This window comes from Symbiobacterium turbinis, assembly GCF_055383075.1.
This window is the reverse complement of record NZ_AP042433.1, coordinates 3,038,864-3,059,605: the sequence shown is the minus strand read 5'-3', so window position 1 is coordinate 3,059,605 and position 20,742 is coordinate 3,038,864. Positions and strand designations below refer to the sequence as shown.

The window sequence follows — 20,742 nt, the reverse complement described above, 5'->3', positions numbered from 1 at the left end:
GCGGGTTGCCCACTGGTTCCAGGGCGCGGAACTGGGTTTTGAGCAGGATCCCTGGGGCGGGGGTTTCACGTTCAACCACCCCAACCTCGGGAGTTGCTAGAACCAATTGCGGGGAGCGGCTGTCCGCTCCCCGTTCTTAATGCATTTCGACTGGTCGCACCTACATTTCGGCTTAATCACACCTGCATTTCAGCTAGTCTCACCTGCATTTGACTGGTCGCACCCGCATTTCGGCTGGCCATACCCGTACACCCACCCGGCCCAATGGTACTTTAATGCGTAGGGATATAGACTTTCGCACTCCATGTGAAATCATTCCCGAGAACAATAGCCAGCCTCCTACCCGGGTCCTAACATAGGTAGTGTACAGTCCAGCTGCAACTCACCGCCGAAAAACGACATTTCACCGGCGAAAAACGACATTTCGCCGGACCACGTGTGAATTGTAGCTGTTTTCACCAGGGAGGAGGCCCAAGATGACAGCCTGGACTGGCTTCAAGCCCGGCCGCTGGCAGCGGCATATCGACACCCGCGATTTCATCCAGCAGAACTACCGTCCCTACGAGGGCGACGCATCCTTCCTCACCGGCCCGACCGACCGGACAAGGACACTGTGGGAGAAGGTCTTCGCCATCTTCAAAGAGGAGCAGGCCAAGCGGGCTCCGCTGAAGGTGGATACCCAAATCCCCGCCGGCATCCTGTCCCACAAGCCGGGGTACGTGGACAAGGATCTGGAGCTGATCGTCGGCCTGCAGACCGACGAGCCCGGCAAGCGGACGTTCTACCCCGCCGGCGGCTGGCGCATGGTGGAGTCCTCCATGAAGGCGTATGGCTATGAGGCCGACCCCAACTGGAAGACCATCTACACCCAGTACCGCAAGACCCACAACCAGGGCGTGTTCGACGCGTACACCCCCGAGATGCGCGCCGCCCGCTCCAACCACATCATCACCGGCCTGCCTGACGCTTACGGCCGCGGCCGCATCATCGGCGACTACCGCCGGGTGGCGCTCTACGGCATCGACCGGCTGATCGAGGAAAAGCAGCGGGAGAAGGCGGCGACCGAACCCTGGACCATGGACGAGGCCACCATCCGCCTGCGCGAGGAGCTGACCGAGCAGATCAACGCGCTGCAGGAGCTGAAGGAGCTGGGCAGTTGGTACGGCCTTGACCTCGGCCGCCCGGCCGAGAACGCCCGCGAGGCCATCCAGTGGCTGTACATGGGCTACCTGGGCGCGATCCGCGAACAGAACGGCGCCGCCATGTCCATCGGCCGCATCTCCACCTTCCTCGACATCTACATCGAGCGTGACCTGGAGCGGGGCCTCCTCACCGAGGCCGAGGCCCAGGAGCTGGTCGATCAGCTCATCATCAAGCTGCGGCAGGTCGCCTTCCTGCGCACCCCCGAGTACAACGAGCTGTTCAGCGGCGACCCCACCTGGGTCACCGAGTCCATCGGCGGCATGGGGCTGGATGGCCGCACCCTGGTCACCCGGACCTCCTTCCGCTTCCTCCAGACCCTCTACAACCTGGGCCCCGCGCCGGAGCCGAACCTGACGGTGCTCTGGTCCAGCCGGCTGCCTGAGGGCTTCAAGAAGTTCTGCGCGCAGGTCTCCATCGACACGTCGGCGATTCAGTACGAGAACGACGACATCATGCGGCCGCTGTGGGGCGACGACTACGGCATCGCCTGCTGCGTCTCGGCCATGCGCATCGGCAAGCAGATGCAGTTCTTCGGCGCCCGGGCCAACCTGGCCAAGTGCCTGCTCTACGCCATCAACGGCGGCGTGGACGAGAAGTCGGGCCAGCAGGTGGGCCCCCGGCTGCAGCCCATCACCAGCGAGGTGCTCGACTACGACGAGGTGCGGTCCCGGTTCAGCGAGATGATGGACTGGCTCGCCCGCACCTACGTGAACGCCCTCAACATCATCCACTACATGCACGACAAGTACAACTACGAACGGCTGGAATTCGCCCTGCACGACCGGGACATCTACCGCACGATGGCCTGCGGCATCGCCGGCCTTTCGGTGGTGGCCGACTCCCTCTCGGCGATCAAGTACGCCAAGGTCAGGCCCATCCGCAACGAGCAGGGCATCGCCGTCGACTTCGAGATCGAGGGCGAGTATCCGGCCTACGGCAACAACGACGACCGGGCGGACAGCATCGCCCGCGAGGTGGTGGAGGAGTTCCACACGCTGCTGCGTAAGAACAAGGCCTACCGCGACGCCGACATCACGCTCTCGGTGCTGACCATCACCTCCAACGTGGTCTACGGCAAGCACACCGGCACGACCCCCGACGGCCGCAAGGCCGGCGAACCCTTCGCCCCCGGCGCCAACCCGATGCACGGGCGCGACAAGAAGGGCGCCATCGCCTCGCTGAACTCCGTCGCCAAGATCCCCTACGAGGCCGCGCTGGACGGCATCTCCAACACGTTCTCCATCGTGCCCGGCGCCCTGGGCAAGACGCCGGAGGAGCAGCGGAGCAACCTGGTGGCCATCCTCGACGGCTACACCAGCAAGGGCGCGCACCACCTGAACGTCAACTGCCTGAACCGCGAGACCCTGCTGGATGCCATGGAGCATCCTGAGCGTCACCCGCAGCTCACCGTCCGGGTCTCGGGCTACGCCGTGAACTTCGTGAAGCTGACGCGTGAGCAGCAGCTCGACGTGATCAGCCGCACGTTCCACCAGAGTCTGTGATGAACACGGCAGGCGGGGTGGGGCGGGTCCACCTCCAGCCGACACCGGACCGCGCGCACCGAACCGGTCGCATTCACTCCGTGGAAAGCTGCGGGGCCGTCGACGGCCCCGGACTCCGGTACGTGGTCTTCGTTCAGGGGTGCCCGCTCCGCTGCCGCTACTGCCACAACCCCGACACCTGGGACCCCCGGCAGGGCACGGAGGTCACGGTGGGCAGCCTGATCGAGGAGATTCAGTCGTACGTCCCGTACATGAAGTTCTCCGGCGGCGGCGTCACCGTCAGCGGCGGCGAGCCTCTGCTGCAGCCCGACTTCGTGGCCGACCTGTTCGCCGAATGCCGCCGCCTGGGCATCCACACCGCCCTGGACACCAGCGGCTTCGCGCCCCCCGAGCGGGCCCGGCGGGTGCTGGAGCAGACCGATCTGGTGCTGCTGGACATCAAGCACCCGAACCTGCTGCGCCACAAGGCGCTGACCGGCGTCGACGGGCGCCGCCCCCGCACGACGGCCCGCCTGGCCGCCGCCATGGGCATCCCCATGTGGATCCGCCACGTGGTGGTCCCCGGCTGGACCGAAGACCCGGCAGACGTGGAGGCCCTGGCCGATCTGGTCCAGACGCTGCCCACGGTTGAGAAGGTGGAACTGCTCCCCTACCACCTGCTGGGCAAGCACAAGTGGGAGGCCCTGGGCATGCCGTATGCGCTGGAGGACGTCGAGCCGCCTTCTGAGGAAACCATGGCGCGGATTCGGCAGCAGCTCACGGACCGGGGGATTCGCGTGGGTTGAGTGTATAGATGTGAAACGGCCTGGACCGCAGGTGTTGCGGTCCAGGCCGTTACGTTATTGTGTTGCGAGGAACATTTCGCAGACAGATCCACGGCGGGGCCATCGCCTATCAGGCGTGGAGTTCTTCGATCAGGCTCTCGGCTATCGGGTGGACAGCCCCCCGACCAGGCTCTCGTCGATCGAGCATGCAGCTCCACGACGAGGCACTCATCTAACGGGCGTACAGCTCCACGACCAGGCTCTCGTCCACGTCGACAGGAATCTCCTCCCGGAGCGGGAGCCGCTCCAGCCGGCCGGTCATTGTGGCCTCATCGAAGGAGAGGTACGCGGGAGCCGGATTCCGGACGAGAAGGCTCTCCTGGACCACCGCCAGTCTACTCCCCTTCTCGGTGAGGCCGACGGTGTCCCCGGGCTTCACCTGGCAGGAGGCGATGTCGACTCGCCGGCCGTTCAGGGTCACGTGCCCGTGGCTCACCAGCTGCCTGGCCGCCGCCATCGTGCGGGCGAAGCCCAGCCGGTAGACCACCGTGTCCAGCCGCTGCTCCAGCAGCTGGAGCAGCACCTCGCCGGTCACACCCTGACTGCGGCGGGCCCGCTCGAAGTAGCGCCGGAACTGCCGCTCCATCACGCCATATGTGAACCGCAGCTTCTGCTTCTCCAGGAGCTGCGTGCCGTACTCACTCTGCTTCCGTGCACGGCCTGCGCCATGCTGCCCGGGCCGGTATGGGCGCTTCAGTGCAGGGCACTTCGCAGACCCACACAGCGGCCGACCAACTCTGCGGCAGAGCCTGTGCTTGGGACCGATGTAACGCGCCATTCGCTTCTATCCACCCTCCTTTCACTTGTAGTCGCTTGGTCTACACGTGGTCAATTGCATCTTTCGGGGTTGATGATAATGATTATCGCTCTCAATTATGCTCGCCGGCCGAGGGGTTGTCAACCCTGGAGTGTACTCCACCGACATTCTGGCGCCACACTCTGTTCTCGCACCCCGCCAGTGGGTCTCTGGTAACAATGTGCACTTTCCTCAACTCCAGGCGGCACAAGGCGCAAAAATCCCCGAAACGCCTGCGGCACAACGCAAAGCGCGCCCAGCACAGATCAGCCCGGGCGGAACCCCGCCCGGGCTGATCTACGCCACCAAACCTACTCCCCGGTGATCTCCTTATACCACTTCCGATAATGATCCTTCGCCCACTTCGCCGGCACCCAGCCCGAGATCATGCCCGACAGCCCCTCACGGAAGCCCGGCATCAGCGTGGCCAGGTAGATGTGCCCGAGAACCGCGCACCCCAGCAGCATCGCCATGCCCGAGTGAACCATGATCACCCACTGCATGACCGCCGGCGGGAACGACGTCTTGTAGACCATCATCCAGCCCGTGATCACCATGGTCGGCCAGCCGATGATCTGCAGGATCGAGTTGATCTTCTCACCCGCGTTAAACTTCCCCTGCGGCGGCGACTCCGCCTTCATGCCGAAGAACTCCCGCACGAACGCCGGGAAGAACCGCAGGTCGTCCCGGTCGAACCGGAACACCTCGTTGATCCACCGCAGCGCCGCCTTGCGGGCGCCGAAGAACAGAATCGGGATGGTCAGCACCGTGAAGGGAACCGCCGCCCAGCGGTGCAGCTGTCCGAAGAAGCGCAGCCCCTCCGGGCCCACAAGGCCCGAAATCCCCCGGGCCACCAGGCCCATGCCCGTGAAGAGCAGCAAGAGAAACGTCAGGGCGTGGTTCCAGTGCGCCAGGCGGGAAGCCAAGCTGAACCGGTACACCTTGTCCTGCTGAACCGCCGCCTCCTCCCGGGCCGGAACCCGTGCACCTATCCTAGCTGTTGCCATCCTGTGCCCCCTCCTTCCCCCGGCTCTTGAAGGCGTTGACCGCCAGGCTGAGCAGCACCGCCGCGAGCGTCGAGCCCATCATGATCTGGCCCACCGGCTGGATGATCGACTGCCAGGCGAAGGTGGCGGCCGAGGGCTTGAAGTCGGCCGGCAGCGCCGCCCGGTCGATGTGCTCCGGCAGCCGGTAGTAGAAGCTGGTGCCCTCGATGTGGATCACATCCGGTGCCGAGATCTTCTCGTGGATCGGGTCGTCCGGATCATCCAGGTCGCCCATCAGCCGGGCGCCGGTCAGGCAGGTCTGCTCGCAGGCAGGGCGCTCGCCTTCCTGCAACCGGTCGTAGCAGAACGAGCACTTCCGCACCACGCCGGCCGCCGCGTCGTAGGTGCGGGCCTCGTACGGGCAGGCCGTGATGCAGTACTCGCAGCCGATGCAGTTCTCGTATTCGATCTTCACCGGCCCGTCCGCCGTCTTGTACGTGGCGCCGGTGGGGCAGACCGCCGCGCAGGGCGGATCGTCGCAGTGCAGGCACTGCGTGGTGACGAAGCTGGACATCACGTTCGGGTACGTGCCCACCAGCATCCGGTCCACCTTGGTGTAGCGGATGCTCCAGTCCAGCCCGTTCAGGGCCTGGCAGGCCACCGTGCAGGCCTCGCAGCCGGCGCAGAGGGAGAGGTCCACGAAGTAGGCGTAGCGCGTCATGCCTTCTCACCCACCTTCCGCACCGTCACCGTGGCGTCGCCCTGCCCCAGGGCACCGGAGACCGGCGTCACCATGATCGGGTAGAACCACCCGTCGGCCGCGCCCTTGCCGTAGGCGAGCCGCTGCTCCGGGGCCATCGTGCCGAAGCCGTGGCACATCCAGACGCAGTCCGGGCGGATCCCCTCCGTCACCCGGGCCCGGATGCGCTGCACCCCGTACTCGTTGGCCACCTCCACCAGGTCGCCGTCGTGAATGCCCCGGGCCGCGGCGGCGGTCGGGTGAATCCACAGGTCGTTCTCCGGCATGCGGGCGTACAGCGCCGGCACGTTCTGCGTGTAGCCGTTGGTGTGCACCGCCATGTGGCCGTGCAGCAGCCGCAGCCGGTCGCCCTCAGGCTGCGTCTTGGGCGGCACCCAGGTCACCACCTCGTGGCCGCCCGAGAGGGCGAAGCCCTTGTGGACCAGCTCCGCCTTGCCGGAGGCGGTCGGCAGCTTGCTGTAGTCCGGCGGCGTCGCCGAGACCTTGATGACGCCCTTCTCCTTCAGGTGCTTCACCGTCCAGCCGGTGGGCTCCAACAGGGCGTTGTTCCACTGCTCCATCGTGAAGTTGAAGTACTGGTCGATGCCCACCACCTTCGCCAGCCCCTGCAGGATCTCCAGGCAGGACCGGGTGTTGTACATCGGCTCCACCACCGGCTGCCGGATCGACACCGTGTCGCCCACGATCGAGATGGCGTCCATCCGCTCCAGGTAGTGGTGCTCGGGCAGCACGTAGTGCGCGAACATGGCCGTCTCCGACATCTGCGTGTCGATGGCGACCACCAGCTCCATCTGCTTCAGGGCCTCGATCCAGCGGCGCTGGTCGCCCGACGACTTCACCGGGTTGACCCGGAAGAAGATGCCGGCCTTCAGCGGATAGGGCTTCCCGGACTCGACCACCAGCGGGATCGCCTGAATCGAGCCCAGGCTCAGCGGATACTTGGTTCCCTTGCCGTCAAACCGGGGCGCCGTCGGCGCCGGGTACGGCGTCCAAACCTCTGCACCTGCAGAGGAACCCGTGGCCGCTCAGCCGCCACCCGCGGCGTCCACCACCGCGCCCTCCGGCACGTCGTCGATCGTGCCCGTCGCGACCTTCGGCGAGAGCTTGAGCCCGCCCTTCGCGCCCAGGTTGCCCAGCAGCGCGTTCACGATGGCCCCGGCCCGGGCGGCCTCGTAGCCGTTCCAGTACATGCCGTTGCCGCCGTGCCAGCCCGGATCCACCACCGCCGCCGGCGCAGCCGCCGCCATCTCCCGCGCCAGCTGGCGCACCTTCTCGGCCGGGATGTCGGTGTGCTGCTCCTGCCACTCCGGAGTGTACTCCAGGATGCCTTCCCGCAGCTTCTCAAAGCCGTTGCAGTGGGCCTCCACCCATTCCTTGTTGTAAATCTCTTCAGTGATGAGCACGTTGGCCACGGCGAGCAGGAAGGCCAGGTCGCCGGCCGACTTGATGGGGATCCACTCGCCCCAGCCCGCCAGCTCCGAATGCCGGGGATCCAGCACCACGATACGGGCGCCGTTGGCCTTGGCCCTCGCCAGAGCGGCCACCTCCGAGACCTTGATGCCGCCCAGGAGATTCCGGCCGGGGCTCAGGTAGAACTTCACGTTCGCGTAGTCCACCGTCGGCAGGGCGCCGAACACCGCCGAGTAGCCCACGTTGCGGTTCGCGAAACAGTTGGCCGCGTGGCCCACGTGGTTGGGCGACCCGAACGCCTCGGTCCAGCGCTTGGTGAGCGCCGAGTTCAGGTTGTTGTACTCGGCGAAGACCAGCGCCTCCGGCCCGTGCTTCTTGCGAATCTCGTTCAGCTTGGCGCCGATCTCCTCAAAGGCCTGCTCCCACGTGATGGGGTGAAGCTTGCCGTCCTCCCCCCGCTTCAGGGGCTCCTTCAGCCGGTCGGGGTCGTACAGGGCCGACGCCCCCGCGTTGCCGCGCGCACAGGGCCGCCCCAGGTTGGTCGGATGCGCCGGGTTCCCCTCAATGCGGGTCACCCGCCCGTTCTCCACCACGGCAAACACGCCGCAGCGGCTCGTGCACATCTCGCACAGAGTCGGCACCCGCCGGACGTCCGCCCGGGCCGCGTGCGCCCTGCGCCGGGGCAGACCCAGGTCCACCGCCAGCGCGCCGGCCGCCACGCCGCCAAGCTTCAGGAAGTCCCTGCGGCTCACCTCCGCCATACCCTCACCTCCCATGCTGTAGACAAAGGGAGGGCCCGCCTTTCGGCAGAGCCCCCCCAGCTCTGGTCGTTACTGTACGATCGGCAGTTCGGCCTTCTCGTAGTTCGGGAAGCCGCCCTTCAGCGACAGGGCGTTGTAGCCCGCCATCCGAAGCACCGCGGCCGCCTGACCGGACTGCTGGCCGGAGTAGCAGTTGACGATGATCATCTTGTCGGTGGGCAGCTTGTCGAAGTTCATGCCCAGGGCCGCGAACGGGATGTTGACGGAGCCCTCCACGTGGCCGGCAGCGAAGTCGGCGTCAGCGCGGATGTCCAGGAGGAAGATGGAGTCGTCGCCGGCATCCAGCTTCTCCTTCACTTCGGCCGCGTCGATCATGTTCCGGTGGCTGGCCATGTTGTTGAAGTAGTCCTGGGCCGCCTCCATCAGGATCGCCGCTTCATCTACGGGCTCGGCTTCCGGACAGGGCGGGCACTCCTGGGTCTGGGCCACGGGAGCCTGGGCCGATGCGGCCGGCGCCTGGGTGCTGCCGCCGCAGGCGGTCAGGGCCGCCAGGGAGACGATCAGGGCCAGGGAAAGGGCCATGCGACGCTTCAGGTTCGTCATGTGGGATGACCTCCTTCGCTCACTCAGGACTCATGCGCAGCTGACGATGTCGAAAAGCACGTCTCCAGCCACCGCTCTGCCGCTTTCGCTCACCCCGGTTCCCCCGCTCCCCCCGAGCGGAGCCACCTTGTGCTTTCACTCACAACATAGCACGGAAAGCCCGCAACGCCTAGAGCCACGGCCATTTGAAGGTTTAATCGCCATAAGCAAAACCTTATACCTGGGTGAAAAGGACGAGCCGCCCCCCTCCCAAAGGGAGGGGAAAAGCGGCCCGGAAATGATGAAGCCGGAGGATACCCCCGGCAGTGTGACCTCCGTACAATTACAAATAGCGATACATAAATCGCCGCAGCAGCGCGGCCCCGATCCAGGCGCCGAACAGCGCGCCGAGCACCCAGTACCAGGGGTGCAGCGAGAGGTTGACCATGCCGGTCATCACCGCGCCGATGGTGCAGCCCCAGCCCACCCGGGCGCCGTAGCCCATGAGCACGCCGCCGGCCAGCCGGATCAGCGTGGGCGCCCGCCCGCCGGGGCCCCGCACCCGGAACTCGCGGCCGAACCGGGCCCCGAAAAAGCCGCCGATCAGCAGCCCGCCCGCGTAGGAAGCCGCCGAGAGGTCGGTCAGCAGGAACACCCGGCTCACGCCCCAGCCCGTGCCGGTGAGCGCCATGAAGGCCACCAGCAGCACCGCCATGACCACGGCGCCCACCTCCGGCGCCCAGGGCGACCGCAGCCGGCCCAGGCGGGGCGCGGCGGGCAGCTCCTCGCCGGCGTGGGGCAGCCGCCGCTCCCACGCCACCACCGCCACCAGGCCCAGAAGCAGCAGGCCGACGGCGACCCAGGCGTTGAAGGTCTGCTGCGCCGCCTGCGCCGTCAGGAACGGCAGCTTCACGTGCAGCCAGGTGCCGGCCAGCACGCCCAGCAGGATCGAGAGCTGCGACAGCTGCCCCTCGCCCAGCCGCCAGAAGGCCCCGGCGATGCAGCTTCCCGCCAGCACCATCCCCACGGCGAAGATCGCCCCGCCGGCCAGGGCGCCCAGCGGCGTCGGCCCGGCGACGGCCTCCACCGCCACCCCCCGCTGCGCCTGGAGGATGGCGCCGCCGGTCACCGTCAGCAGGAAGAGCAGCAGCATGGCCCGGGTCATGCGCAGGGCCCGGAAGAGAAACAGGTCGCGCAGGGCGCTCACGAAGCAGAGGCGCGAGCGCTGAAACACAAAGCCGGAAAGCGCCCCGGCGGCCAACAGCCCGCCGAGGATATGCGTCGTCGTCATTCCGCTACCTCCCAGAGGCCCGTAGGAGGGGATCGTTGATGAGCAATGGACTTGACATCTTCTGCACAGTGGCCAAGCACGGCTCGATGTCGCGGGCGGCGGCAGAGCTCCACCTCTCCCAGCCGGCGATCAGCCAGCGGCTCCGGGCGCTGGAAGAGCACTACGGCCTGCAGCTCTTCCGCCGGACCAACCGCGGGGTCGAGCTGACCCCGGCCGGCGAAACCCTGTCGCGCTATGCGCAGCGCATCCTGCAACTGGAGCGGTCTCTGGAGGCGGAGATGGCGGCCCTGCGCGCGGCCGAGCCGAAGCAGATCGTCATCGGTGCCACGTCGGCGATCGGGGGCTACGCCCTGCCCTGCACGGTCTACCTCTTCCAGCAGAAGTACCCCGACGCCCGCATCCAGCTGCAGATCGGCAAGCGCGCCGACGTCATCCAGCGGCTGGAGGACGGCCTGGTGGACCTCGCCCTGGTGGAGGGCCCTGCGGTCGCGCCCCCGACCCAGGACTGGCAGGTGAGCGCGATCAGCGAGGAGGAGCTGGTGCTCATCACCCCGCCGGGCGGGCCGTTCGCCGGGCAGGAGACCTACACCGCCGACGACCTCACCCGGCTGCCGGTCATCATCCGCGAGCAGGGCTCGGGCACCCGGATGGCCGTCGAGGAGGGCTGGAAGGCCGCCGGCCGCAGCGTGAGCGAACTCAACATCGCCATGGAACTCACCAGCGTGGACGCGATCAAGACCTCCGTGGCCTCGGGCCACGGCGTCGCCCTGCTCAGCCGCTGGTGCGTGCGGGCCGAGGCCCGCATGGGCCACCTGCGCATGGCGCAGCTGGAGGACATCGCCTTCACCAGCCGCTGGACCCTGCTCGTTCCCAAGGGCGGCATGAGGAGCGCCATCGAGCGGGCCCTGCTGCGCACCCTGCGCTCGCCCGCCGAGCGGGGCTTCTGCTGAGCCCTCACAGCCGCTCGATCTGGAACTGCCAGATGCCGTCGGCCACCTCCTCCACCCGGAAGCGGCAGGGCAGCTTGCGCAGGTGCTCCCGGAGCAGCCTGACCGTGCAGGAGTGGTCAGACTCCATGATCAGCCGGTCGCCCGGCTTCATACTGCGCAGCTTCGCCTCCGCCTTCAGCAGGGGGGCCGGGCACATTTCCCCGTATACGTTCAGCGTGTAAGTCGCCATACCGCCTACCTCCGCCGGAACTGTTCGGTGCCATATGCAAATAATCCTTGCGATAACGTTACAGGGGTCGCGGCAGCGTGCCGCGACCCCTGAACTTTTCGACCCTACATGATCTTTCGCAGGACCACCAGGTGGTTGTCCTCCACATCGAACTCCTCCAGCACCCGGCCCGTCCCCCTGGCCACGCACGAGACCGGGTCCTCGGCGAGGTGGGCCGGCACGCCTGTCTCTGCGGCGATCACCTGATCGAGGCCGTGCAGCAGCGACCCGCCGCCGGTCATCACGATGCCCCGCTCCACGATGTCGGCCGAAAGCTCGGGGGGCGTGGCCTCCAGCACCGCCTTGATGGTGTCGCACAGGGAGACCACCAGCTCGCTGACCGCCTCGCGCACCTCCGCCGAGGTCACCGTCACGGTCTTGGGCAGGCCGGACATCAGGTCGCGGCCCCGCACGTCCATCGACTCGTTCCGGCTGTTGCAGCCGGCGCTGCCGACGGTCATCTTGATCTCCTCGGCCGTCCGCTCGCCGATCAGGAGGTTGTACTTCATCTTCATGTACCGGGCGATGGCCTCGTCGAACTTGTCGCCACCGATGCGGATCGACTCCGTCCGCACGATGCCGCCCAGCGAGAGCACGGCCACGTCGGTGGTGCCGCCGCCGATGTCGATGACCATGTGGCCGGCAGGCTGCGTGATGTCCAGCCCGGCCCCCAGCGCCGCCGCCAGCGGCTCCTCCACCACGGTCGCCGTCTTGGCGCCGGCCTCCATGGCCGCCTCCACCACCGCCCGCTTCTCCACGGTGGTCACGTTGGCGGGGATGCAGATCACCATGCGCGGGCGCGCCAAAAGGCGGGGCCCCGACACCCGCCTCAGAAAGGCTTTCAGCATCGCCTCGGTGACGTCGTAGTCCGCGATGACCCCTTCGCGCAGGGGGCGAATCGCAACGATGTTGCCCGGCGTTCGACCCAGCATGCGGCGGGCTTCCTCACCAATAGCCAGTACCTGCTTCGTGTCGCGGTGCATCGCCACCACTGAGGGCTCCCGCAGGACGACCCCCTTCCCCTTGACGTACACCAGCACCGTCGCCGTGCCGAGATCGACGCCCACATCTGTTGCCCAACCAAACACGCCTCGCTTGCCCCCTGTTCAAAGGCTGGAAAGTTTATCTTTTCCCGTTTCCAGCTTTCGACGCCAGGGAGCAAACTCCTCTGCCGCGCGGCTACCGTTCCAGATACTTTTGGCGGGTCGCCGCGCCCCCGCGGATGTGGCGCTCGGCCTTGTTCTGATCCAGGACACGCTTGACCTTTGCGGCCAGCTCGGGGTTGATGCGGGGCAGGCGTTCCGTCACGTCCTTGTGGACGGTGCTCTTGGAGACGCCGAACACAGAGGCGGTTTCCCGCACGGTGTCCTTCGTCCGGCAGATGTGATGGCCTATCTCCAGCACACGCTTCCAGATGTGATCTTTCACCGCTGGGCCCCCTTCGCCCTGGATGGTTGGTAGAGTCTATTGGGGCGAAGGGGCAAACATGACGAACCGGGGGCTGGGGAGCGCTGGAAATGCGCGCGCCCAGCCCCCGCCCGCGGCACCCGGCGGGGGCGTGTGCGGATGCAGCGTTATTCGTCCAGGTAAGCGAGGGGGTCTACGGGCTCGTCGTCGACGAGCAGCGCGAAGAGCAGGTGCGGACCCAGCTCGCTGCGCAGGGGGGCGGGCAGTCCGATCCGCCCGATGCGCGCCCCGGCCTCCACCGCCTCGCCCTCGGTCACCGCCGCCTCGGCCAGGCCGGCGTAGCGGCTCTGCCGGCCGCCGCCGTGGTCCAGCAGCACCGTGATCCCGTCCACCGGATGCTCCTCCACGGCCGCCACGGTGCCGCCCGCTGCGGCCACCACCGGCTGCCCCGGCGTCGCCTCCAGCACCAGGCCGTCGTACAGCCGGTAGTCGCCCAGGCTGGCGTCCACGGCGCCGAAGGGCATCACCACCCGGGGCCGCCCCGACAGCGGCCAGGAGAACGCCGGTTCCGCTTCGGCGGTCAGCGGCGGCTCCCCATCGGAGGGCGCTGATCCCGGTGAAGGGCCAGGGGCTGCGGCATCGGCGGCGCCTGCCACGTCGGGAATGTTGGCGGCGCCTGGGGCGCCGGTTGCGTCACGGGCCACAGAGGCGGCGGGAGCGTCTCCGGCCAGGAGTCCGGCGGCTGCGTCAGTGGCATCCACGGCGTCTGGCACGTCCTGGGCCGCAGGGCGGTCAGAGGAATCGGCACGAGGCTCCGGCGCCAGGCGGGTCTGATACAGGGCCATGCCGCCGATCAGGAGAAACAGCGCTGCGCTGGCCGCCAGGGCCATCCGGCGCTCGGGCTGAAGACCGCTCCGCCACAGGGCGGGCAGGCCACGCACAGGTTTCATCACAGATCACCTCGTGACTTAGCCTGCCCACTTCCCCGCCGCTTCAGACCAAGTAATACCAGTTTGCCCGCCTATATTTCGAATAATCGACTGAGCTCTACGCCCGTATAGTAATGAGTGAGAATCTCTTCATAGGTCTTCCCTGCCCGGGCCATGCCCTGGGCGCCGTACTGGCTCATGCCCACGCCGTGGCCGTCGCCGAAGGTCTCCACCACCACCTGGCCGTCCTCCCAGAAGATCCGGAAGTCCGTCGAGCGCAGGCCCAGCCGCTCCCGCACCTGCCTGCCGCTCAGGGTCGTGTCGCCGATCGTCACCGCCTTCACCCTGCCCCCGGCCGTGCGGCCGGTCACCTGCACCGGCGGCAGGCCGGCCCGGGCGGCGGCCTCCACCGCCAGCGCCGGCCCCTCGCTGCCCAGTCCCAGCGCCAGGGCGAACGCCTCCGGGCTGAAGCGCCGCTCCTCCAACAGACGGGGGGCGGCGGCGCCCCAGGTGTCGTCCACCGGAACCAGGTAGGGCAGGTCGGTGGCAAAGTAATCGCCGGCGCTCTCGGTCATCCTGCCCGATACGGCGTGATACAGGGCGTCGATCAGCTCGCCCTCGTAGGTGAGCACCTCGCCCTCGGTCTCGGCCTGCGCCTCGCTGAGCCTTCGCCAGAAGCTGGCCGCGACCAGCGGGCCGTACTTCGCTTCCAGCTCCTCCCGGCTCATGTACGCCTGACTGGTCCGGTAATCGGCGCACACGTCGGCCTCCGGATTCAGGGGGCACCCCCCCTTCCCGCCGAACTGGGGCATGCGGCGCACCGTGTAGGTCCGGGCGACGACGAACTGCGCCTTCAGGGCCTCCATCTCGAAGTCGGCGGGCATCTCGGCGGCCACGACCCCCTTCAGGTACTCGCCCAGCGGCATCGCGACGACGGCGTCCCGGTCCGGAAAGTACACCTTTACATCCAGCGAGTCGGCGCCGGCGGGTTCGTGCACAGGGCCCTCCGGCTCCGGCACAAACTGGGCGAGCACCGGGACGGTCAGCGGATCCGGTTGCTCGGGCAGGCGCACGCCCGCGCCGATTCCCGCCGGGAGCGCCAGAGTCAGGACCGCCGTCACCAGCACGGCGGCGAGGAGCAGACGCAGCATGACTTGTCCTCCGAGCCCCTGCATGGGGGGTTGTCTCACCCCTATCTGTATGGGGGACCCGTCCGCAGTATTACATAAGGCCATCAGTAATCACTGCGCACCGTCGGCCAGGCGACCCAGAGCCGGCTGCCGCCCCCGCTCCTGCGCGCGGCCGCCTGCACATTCACGGCGTAGGGTCCGGGCGGCAAGAGGGGCGTGTACCCGGCCACGGAGGCCGACCGGCCGTCGCTCCAGGGCTCGCGCTGCCGTGCCCCCACGGCGTCCAGGGCCGCCTCCGCCAGCGCCAGCGGGTCCGCATCCTTCCCGCTGCCGGCCAGCTCCACCTGCACCTGCGGCCACAGCCCCTCGGCCGCGAGGGCCCGCCGCAACTCCCGGTACCGCTCGGCCCACCCCAGGGCGGCCTGGCCGCTCAGCCGCCAGGTCACCTCCACATACGGACCGCCGACCCCCTCCACCAGGCGCAGCGACCGTGCCTCGCCCGCAGGGGCGGGACCGCCCCAGCCCAGGCGGGCCGCAAGCCGCTCCGCCGCCGTCCGGTCCTCCACCGGCTCCTGCAGGAAGAGCACCGCCTGCTCCAGACGGTCCCCTGCAGCCTCCCAGGCCAGGCCCAGGGTCTGCATCTCGGCTACCGCCGGCGCGGCAGACTCCCCTCCTGGCCGCTGCACCGCCAGGAGCATGCTCAGGGGCAGCGCGAGCGCCGCCAGAGCTACAGATCGGCGCATGGCGATAACACCTCCTACGCGAGTCTTGCCCCGGCCGGCAGCAGAATAAACTTACTTGGCATGCTTGGCAGGAATCCGGGCAATTCCCCCGAATTATGGATGAAACTCTTCACGCGGTGGGCACAGTGTGCCCCTTCGTTGTCTCTGCCGCAAGCCTGTCACATTCCTTACAAGGATGGTGGTCGCCGGTGCTCGCGTACGTGACTGTGGGCTCCGCGGCGGTGGCCGGAGTGGCCGCCGCGGTGGCGGTGACGCGCTGGGGCCCGGTGTGGTGGCGGCTGTGGCAGCGGGAGGCGGCCAACCAGGAAGCCCTGGCCGTGGCAAAGGCGCGAGTGGGAGAGGAGGCGAGCCGTCTGTTTCCGTACACGCCAACCGAGTTGCAGCAAAGACTGCAGGAACAGGGCTACTTCCTGGATTCTCTGACCACCAGGAAGCTGTGGTCGTACCTGCGGCAGGGGAAGCCCGTGGGGTTGAGAGGCGAGCCGGGCATCGGCAAGTCGCAGCTGGCCGAGTCCTTTGCCCGCGCCTTTGGCTATCCCCTGGTGGACATGGAGTGCCATAGCCACCTGGAGGCCGAGGAGATCGGCATCTCCTGGAACGGCTTCAAACAGATCGTCGACGCCCAGGCCTACCAGCGGCAGGAAGGCGGGGAGCCGCCCAACCTGTACACCCTGGAGTATCTGAACCGCACCCCGCTGCTCGAGAGCGTGCTCGCGGAGCAGCCCACCGTGGTGCGGGTGGACGAGGTCGACAAGCTCAACGAGCATACGACCAACTTCTTCCTGCGGTACCTGGACCGGCAGGAGCTGGTCGTCCACAACCTGGACCAGCCCGGCCAGTCCCGGGTGCTGAAGGCCCGGGCGCCCCTCTTCATCTTCCTGACCTCCAATGAGTACAAGCGGCTCGATACCGCGTTCATGCGCCGCACCGTGTGGCTGGACCTCCAGTTCCCCACGGAGGCCACGCTCGCGCGCATCATCCAGCGGTCGGTAGAGGCGCCTGCCGATTTCGCGGCCCGCGTCGCACGCATCGTTGTCCAGCTCCGGCAGCTCAACATGGAGAAGAAGCCCGCCATCGCCGAGGCGATCGAGTGGGCCCGGGCCCTCGTCGACGTGGGCGACGGACGCATCACCCCCGAAACCGTGGAGGTGACCATCGGCTTCCTCGCCAAGTACCCGGAGGACGAGGCCATCGTCAAGGAGGCGCTCCGGCAGTGGTACGACGGCTTTGGCCGATCTGCCTGATCCATGCGGCCGCCCGCCGCATCGGCCGATTCATCCGCTGGCTGCTGCTCCAGGCGCTCCGCCTGTTCCGCCCGTGGCGGCGTAAGCTGCGTGCGGCGGGCCAGGTGGCGCGCCTCTTCCTGTTCAGCCGCGACCCCAACAACCTGTACGTCGCGCTCGTCGAGGCGGCCGACCACCGCGAGGAGGGGGCGGCCGCCCTCAGCGAGGTGGCGGCTGGCGAGCGGGCCACGTCGCTGCTCTGGGCCTGCCCGGCCGGGCAGGATCCGCCCGGGCCGGTGGCCGCCAGCGCCTCGCTGTGGCGGGGGCTCGCGCCGTCCGGCCTGGAGGAAGCCCTGAAGGGGGCCGAGGCGGCCAACCGCCGCTACGCCTACATCGACCTCCTGAACTCGCCCATCCGGAAGCTCTCGCCCCGGCAGATCCGCGAGCTGGAGGAGCTGCTGGAGCGGCTCGCCCGCAAGTGGCTCGCGCACGATGAAACCTTCCGCGAGTGGCCCCGCAGGGGCCGGCTGGACGTCGGCCGCACCCTGCGGCACAACCTCCCCCGGTTCGGCGGCGCCGTGCTCGAGTTCAAGTGGCCCGTCAAGGTCGTGCCGATCCCCAAGCCCCAGACACCGGCCCGCATCCTGGTCATCGGCGACGTCTCGCGCTCCATGGCCCACTACGTCAGCGTTCTGCTCTTCTTCTTCCACAACCTGAACTTCCGGTTCGTCGTGGAGAGCTACGTCTTCAGCGAGGCGGCCACCTACGCGACCCCCTACCTCAACGGGCCGGGAAGCTTCGAGGCCAAGGCAGAGCGGCTCATGAAGGGCGCCCGCTCGTGGAACGCCGGCACCCGCTTCGGCTCCGCCCTGGCCGAGATCGCCCAGCACGCCCGGGTCGACGACCAGACCTACGTGTTCATCGCCACAGACGGCAAGGTGACGCTCACCCCAGAGGAGCAGGAGAAGATCAGGGTGAACATGGCGGAGCTGCGCCGCCGGGCCCGGCAGGTCATCTTCCTCACCCCCTCGGCCGATTTCTCCGGGGCGCTCCACGGCAGCGGCCGGCAGCGGCAGCGCAGGCTCGGCACCTTCTACTACGGTCACCATGAGGTGCCCGTCTGGCTGATGGGCTCGCCGCACTGGTACGGCACACTGGCCCGCTATGCCGACAGACTCTACCTGATTCGCACCGTGCAGGACCTCATCGATATGGTGGAGAACCTCCTCATCAGCAGCGGCGAGAACGAACGGAGGAACTGCGATGGGACGTTTTGAGCGCATCACCAGCCAGCGCATCTACCAGCAGATCGTGGACCAGATCACCCGCATGGTGCAGGACGGCACCCTGCGCCCCGGCGACCGCCTGCCGCCGGAGCGGCAGCTCGCCGAGGAGTTCGGCGTCAGCCGGTCGGCCGTGCGGGAGGCGCTCTCGGCCCTGCGCATGCTCGGCATGGTCGAGGCCCGCGTCGGCGAGGGCACCTTCGTGACCCAGCCGCCGGACGAGCGCTTCATCTCGCCGCTGGCCCTGGTGCTCACCATTGAACAGAGCGAGGCCATGGGCCGGGAGCTGCTGGAACTGCGCGCTGCCCTGGAGGCGGAGGGCGCCGCCCTGGCCGCCATGCGCCGGGAGGCCGACGACCTGGCGGCGATGGACGACGCCCTGAAGGCGATGGAGGCCGACCTGAAGGCGGGCCGGCTGGGCGCCGAGGCCGATTGGCGCTTCCACGACGCCGTGGCCGGCGCGACCGGCAACGCGCTGCTGCTGAAAACCATGCGCTCGCTCAGCGACACGATGAAGGAAGCCCTGGGACTCTACCGCGAGCGGCTGCTGCGCATTCCCGGCATGGGCCACACGCTCCTGCAGGACCACCTTGAAGTGCTGGAGGCCATCCGCAACCAGGATCCCGGGGCGGCGCGCGACCGCATGCGGGCGCACATCCTGCGCGTGCAGGACGAGCTCTACGGCTAGTCCGCCGCGCTGAGGCGGATCGGGCGGGCAGAGGATGCCCGAAGCGGAAAGGTCTATTTGTGAGAACGATAACGTGTCCGCGTAGTCCTCTCGGCTTATTTGAGCGACCATTGTACGATTGCGGAGCAGGGGAGGGGGCCACCTCCTACGAAAGATTGGTCTGACCATCAGTCCATCCGACCAACCTGCCGGTACCGGGCTGGTCACACACTCGTCGCATGGGAGGATCTTTCATGTCGTTCTGGCAGACCTACGATCCTTTCGGAAGCCCGCTTCTGTCCACATTGGTCGCTGCACTTCCCCTGCTCCTGCTCCTCTACCTCCTGGCGGTGCACCCCTGGCGCGACCGGGAGGGACGCCGGCACCGGGGCATCGCGGCGCCCAAGGCCGCCCTCATCGCCTCGCTGGTCTCGCTGGCGGTTGCCGTTCTGGCCCTGGGCATGCCCGTGACGGCGGCGGGCGCGTCCTTCGTTTACGGCGCGCTCTCCGGCCTCTTCCCCATCGGCTGGGTCCTGCTTGCCGCCATGTTCCTGTACACACTCACCGTCGTCACCGGCCAGTTCGACGTCGTGAAGGAGAGCATCGTCGCCATCTCGGCCGACCGGCGCATCCAGGTGCTGATCATCGCCTTTGCTCTGGGCTCCTTCCTGGAGGGGGCCGCCGGGTTCGGCATCCCCGTGGCCATCGCCGGCGCCATGATGGTCGGCCTGGGCTTCAAGCCCCTGCAGGCCGCGGTGCTCAACCTGCTGGCCAACTCGGTGCCCGTCGCCTTCGGCGCCATCGGCACGCCGATCATCACCCTGGGCGCGGTGACCGACCTCGACCCCAGCCGGCTCGGCGCCCTGTCTGCCCTGCAGCTCCTGCCCTTCGGCCTGGTCACGCCGCTGCTGGTGATCGCCGTGATGGTGAAGATGGACGGCAAGCCCTTCCGCAAGGCGCTGGAGGTCTGGCCCGCCCTGCTGGTCTCCGGCGTCACCTTCGCCTTCAGCCAGTACCTCACGGCGGCCTACCTGGGTCCGGGTCTGGTGGGCATCCTGGGCGGTCTGGTCACCCTCGTGGCGCTGCTCGCGCTCTGCGCCGTCTGGAAGCCGGCCAGCCCCTATGACGACGCCGAGACCCCGACGGCGCCCAAGGCTTCCCGCCGCCTTGCCCCGATGGCCGGCGGTGCGGTGGCCGCGACCGGCGCCACGGCCGTGCCGGGCCGGACGCCGGGGGAAGTGGCCCGGGCCTGGCTGCCCTGGGTGCTGCTGACGCTCTTCGTGTTCCTCTGGGGCCAGCCCGGCGTGAAGGCGGCCCTGGAGCGGCCGCTGGCAGGCATCCCCACCGTGCTGCGGTGGTCGGTGCCCTTCCTCGACGGCCTCGTCTACCGCATGCCGCCCGTGGTCGCCGAGGCGACCGCCGAATCCGCCGTGTACACCCTCAACTGGCTCTCGTCGCCGGGCACCTCCATCTTCCTGGCCGCGCTGGTGGCCGGCCTCTGCCTGCGCATGACGGGGGCGCAGTGGAAGGAGACCGTCGTGCGCACCGCCGAGCGGATGAAGGGCCCCCTGGCCACCGTGGCCATGGTGCTGGGCTTCAGCTACCTCACCCGCTACACGGGCACGGACGGCATCCTGGGCCTGGCGTTCACCCGCACCGGCTGGCTCTACCCCTTCTTCGCCCCGCTGCTGGGCTGGATCGGCGTCTTCATCACGGGCTCCGACACCTCGGCCAACGCCATGTTCGGCAGCCTGCAGCAGATCACAGCCCGCCAGCTCGGGCTCGACGAGTACCTCATCGTATCCGCCAACAGCGTGGGCGGCTGCACCGGCAAGCTGCTCAGCGCCCAGTCCATCGTGGTCGCCACCGCCGCCACGTATGAGGATCGGCAGGAGGCTGCCGGCGCCGTCGGCTCCATCCTGCGGGCCGTGGCCGGCTACAGCCTGGCGATGGCCGTCATCAGCGGTCTGATCGTGATGGGCATGGCCTACCTCGTTCCCGGTCTCATCAACTGATGGGAGGTGCCC

At 68.1% G+C, this 20,742-nt stretch carries 20 protein-coding genes; 7 read left to right on the top strand and 13 right to left on the bottom strand.

Annotation, left to right across the window (positions count from 1 at the left end; translation table 11 throughout):
• The first annotated feature begins 476 nt into the window (after positions 1-476).
• Both pflB and pflA read left to right on the top strand, forming a co-directional pair.
• Positions 477-2,705 (top strand): formate C-acetyltransferase, encoded by a 2,229-nt coding sequence (pflB, locus tag ACZ45O_RS14685; RefSeq protein ID WP_464854009.1) that lies wholly within the window; start codon positions 477-479, stop codon positions 2,703-2,705.
• A gap of 80 nt (positions 2,706-2,785) precedes the next feature.
• Entirely contained in the window at positions 2,786-3,490 is a 705-nt protein-coding gene (gene pflA / locus ACZ45O_RS14680; RefSeq protein ID WP_464854008.1) for a pyruvate formate-lyase-activating protein, read from the top strand.
• Positions 3,491-3,701: 211 nt separating this feature from the next.
• Here pflA and rpsD read toward each other — a convergent pair whose 3' ends face one another.
• The 7 genes from rpsD to ACZ45O_RS14645 form a co-directional block, all read right to left on the bottom strand.
• On the bottom strand, positions 3,702-4,307 hold the full coding sequence (rpsD, locus tag ACZ45O_RS14675) for a 30S ribosomal protein S4 (RefSeq protein WP_464854007.1): 606 nt from the start codon (positions 4,305-4,307) through the stop codon (positions 3,702-3,704).
• A gap of 329 nt (positions 4,308-4,636) precedes the next feature.
• A complete protein-coding gene (locus tag ACZ45O_RS14670) occupies positions 4,637-5,332 on the bottom strand; it encodes a formate dehydrogenase subunit gamma (RefSeq protein ID WP_464854005.1) in 696 nt (231 codons plus the stop codon).
• Positions 5,319-6,032, bottom strand: coding sequence for a 4Fe-4S dicluster domain-containing protein (locus ACZ45O_RS14665; RefSeq protein ID WP_464854003.1), 714 nt, complete (start codon positions 6,030-6,032; stop codon positions 5,319-5,321). Before ACZ45O_RS14665 ends, ACZ45O_RS14670 begins: the two co-directional genes overlap by 14 nt.
• A complete protein-coding gene (locus ACZ45O_RS14660) occupies positions 6,029-6,970 on the bottom strand; it encodes a molybdopterin dinucleotide binding domain-containing protein (RefSeq protein ID WP_464854001.1) in 942 nt (313 codons plus the stop codon). The genes ACZ45O_RS14665 and ACZ45O_RS14660 overlap by 4 nt, the downstream gene beginning before the upstream one ends.
• Positions 6,971-7,096: 126 nt before the next feature.
• A complete protein-coding gene (locus tag ACZ45O_RS14655) occupies positions 7,097-8,242 on the bottom strand; it encodes a molybdopterin-dependent oxidoreductase (protein ID WP_464853999.1) in 1,146 nt (381 codons plus the stop codon).
• Between the two features lie 69 nt (positions 8,243-8,311).
• Positions 8,312-8,845: a rhodanese-like domain-containing protein gene (locus ACZ45O_RS14650; RefSeq protein ID WP_464853998.1), complete on the bottom strand. Its 534-nt coding sequence runs from the start codon at positions 8,843-8,845 to the stop codon at positions 8,312-8,314.
• A gap of 322 nt (positions 8,846-9,167) precedes the next feature.
• A complete protein-coding gene (locus ACZ45O_RS14645) occupies positions 9,168-10,115 on the bottom strand; it encodes a YeeE/YedE family protein (protein WP_464853996.1) in 948 nt (315 codons plus the stop codon).
• 38 nt (positions 10,116-10,153) lie between these two features.
• Here ACZ45O_RS14645 and ACZ45O_RS14640 point away from each other — a divergent pair, with 38 nt between their 5' ends.
• Entirely contained in the window at positions 10,154-11,065 is a 912-nt protein-coding gene (locus tag ACZ45O_RS14640; protein ID WP_464853994.1) for a LysR family transcriptional regulator, read from the top strand.
• A 4-nt stretch (positions 11,066-11,069) separates the two neighbouring features.
• On the opposite strand, the gene ACZ45O_RS14635 is transcribed toward ACZ45O_RS14640, so the two are convergent.
• From ACZ45O_RS14635 to ACZ45O_RS14610, 6 genes are all read right to left on the bottom strand, one after another.
• Positions 11,070-11,294, bottom strand: a complete 225-nt coding sequence (locus ACZ45O_RS14635) for a sulfurtransferase TusA family protein (protein ID WP_464853993.1) — start codon at positions 11,292-11,294, stop codon at positions 11,070-11,072.
• A gap of 104 nt (positions 11,295-11,398) precedes the next feature.
• Positions 11,399-12,421: a rod shape-determining protein MreB gene (gene mreB / locus ACZ45O_RS14630; protein WP_464853991.1), complete on the bottom strand. Its 1,023-nt coding sequence runs from the start codon at positions 12,419-12,421 to the stop codon at positions 11,399-11,401.
• 91 nt (positions 12,422-12,512) lie between these two features.
• Complete coding sequence (gene spoIIID / locus ACZ45O_RS14625; RefSeq protein ID WP_464853990.1) at positions 12,513-12,761, bottom strand: sporulation transcriptional regulator SpoIIID; 249 nt, start codon at positions 12,759-12,761, stop codon at positions 12,513-12,515.
• Positions 12,762-12,907: 146 nt separating this feature from the next.
• Entirely contained in the window at positions 12,908-13,690 is a 783-nt protein-coding gene (locus ACZ45O_RS14620; protein ID WP_464853989.1) for a peptidoglycan DD-metalloendopeptidase family protein, read from the bottom strand.
• Between the two features lie 71 nt (positions 13,691-13,761).
• Positions 13,762-14,820 carry a stage II sporulation protein D gene (gene spoIID, locus ACZ45O_RS14615; RefSeq protein ID WP_464853988.1) on the bottom strand — a complete coding sequence of 353 codons (1,059 nt, stop codon included), beginning with the start codon at positions 14,818-14,820 and terminating at the stop codon, positions 13,762-13,764.
• 83 nt (positions 14,821-14,903) lie between these two features.
• Positions 14,904-15,542: a hypothetical protein gene (locus tag ACZ45O_RS14610; RefSeq protein ID WP_464853987.1), complete on the bottom strand. Its 639-nt coding sequence runs from the start codon at positions 15,540-15,542 to the stop codon at positions 14,904-14,906.
• A gap of 188 nt (positions 15,543-15,730) precedes the next feature.
• Here ACZ45O_RS14610 and ACZ45O_RS14605 point away from each other — a divergent pair, with 188 nt between their 5' ends.
• The 4 genes from ACZ45O_RS14605 (at position 15,731) to ACZ45O_RS14590 (ending at position 20,730) form a co-directional block, all read left to right on the top strand.
• The gene (locus ACZ45O_RS14605; RefSeq protein WP_464853986.1) at positions 15,731-16,786 is read left to right on the top strand and encodes an AAA family ATPase; all 1,056 of its coding nucleotides are present in this window, start codon (positions 15,731-15,733) and stop codon (positions 16,784-16,786) included.
• The gene (locus ACZ45O_RS14600) at positions 16,756-18,042 is read left to right on the top strand and encodes a VWA domain-containing protein (RefSeq protein WP_464853984.1); all 1,287 of its coding nucleotides are present in this window, start codon (positions 16,756-16,758) and stop codon (positions 18,040-18,042) included. Before ACZ45O_RS14605 ends, ACZ45O_RS14600 begins: the two co-directional genes overlap by 31 nt.
• Complete coding sequence (locus tag ACZ45O_RS14595) at positions 18,029-18,736, top strand: FadR/GntR family transcriptional regulator (protein ID WP_464853982.1); 708 nt, start codon at positions 18,029-18,031, stop codon at positions 18,734-18,736. The genes ACZ45O_RS14600 and ACZ45O_RS14595 overlap by 14 nt, the downstream gene beginning before the upstream one ends.
• Before the next feature lie 233 nt (positions 18,737-18,969).
• The gene (locus ACZ45O_RS14590) at positions 18,970-20,730 is read left to right on the top strand and encodes an L-lactate permease (protein ID WP_464853981.1); all 1,761 of its coding nucleotides are present in this window, start codon (positions 18,970-18,972) and stop codon (positions 20,728-20,730) included.
• The last annotated feature ends 12 nt before the right edge of the window (positions 20,731-20,742 follow it).

What these genes read in the sequence shown, in the direction of transcription:
- pflB (WP_464854009.1), top strand. Translation starts at nt 477, where the DNA reads ATGACAGCCTGGACTGGCTTCAAGCCCGGCCGCTGGCAGCGGCATATC.
- rpsD (WP_464854007.1), bottom strand. Translation starts at nt 4,307, where the DNA reads ATGGCGCGTTACATCGGTCCCAAGCACAGGCTCTGCCGCAGAGTTGGT.
- ACZ45O_RS14670 (WP_464854005.1), bottom strand. Translation starts at nt 5,332, where the DNA reads ATGGCAACAGCTAGGATAGGTGCACGGGTTCCGGCCCGGGAGGAGGCG.
- ACZ45O_RS14665 (WP_464854003.1), bottom strand. Translation starts at nt 6,032, where the DNA reads ATGACGCGCTACGCCTACTTCGTGGACCTCTCCCTCTGCGCCGGCTGC.
- ACZ45O_RS14655 (WP_464853999.1), bottom strand. Translation starts at nt 8,242, where the DNA reads ATGGCGGAGGTGAGCCGCAGGGACTTCCTGAAGCTTGGCGGCGTGGCG.
- ACZ45O_RS14650 (WP_464853998.1), bottom strand. Translation starts at nt 8,845, where the DNA reads ATGACGAACCTGAAGCGTCGCATGGCCCTTTCCCTGGCCCTGATCGTC.
- ACZ45O_RS14645 (WP_464853996.1), bottom strand. Translation starts at nt 10,115, where the DNA reads ATGACGACGACGCATATCCTCGGCGGGCTGTTGGCCGCCGGGGCGCTT.
- ACZ45O_RS14640 (WP_464853994.1), top strand. Translation starts at nt 10,154, where the DNA reads ATGAGCAATGGACTTGACATCTTCTGCACAGTGGCCAAGCACGGCTCG.
- ACZ45O_RS14635 (WP_464853993.1), bottom strand. Translation starts at nt 11,294, where the DNA reads ATGGCGACTTACACGCTGAACGTATACGGGGAAATGTGCCCGGCCCCC.
- ACZ45O_RS14620 (WP_464853989.1), bottom strand. Translation starts at nt 13,690, where the DNA reads ATGAAACCTGTGCGTGGCCTGCCCGCCCTGTGGCGGAGCGGTCTTCAG.
- spoIID (WP_464853988.1), bottom strand. Translation starts at nt 14,820, where the DNA reads ATGCTGCGTCTGCTCCTCGCCGCCGTGCTGGTGACGGCGGTCCTGACT.
- ACZ45O_RS14610 (WP_464853987.1), bottom strand. Translation starts at nt 15,542, where the DNA reads ATGCGCCGATCTGTAGCTCTGGCGGCGCTCGCGCTGCCCCTGAGCATG.
- ACZ45O_RS14595 (WP_464853982.1), top strand. Translation starts at nt 18,029, where the DNA reads ATGGGACGTTTTGAGCGCATCACCAGCCAGCGCATCTACCAGCAGATC.
- ACZ45O_RS14590 (WP_464853981.1), top strand. Translation starts at nt 18,970, where the DNA reads ATGTCGTTCTGGCAGACCTACGATCCTTTCGGAAGCCCGCTTCTGTCC.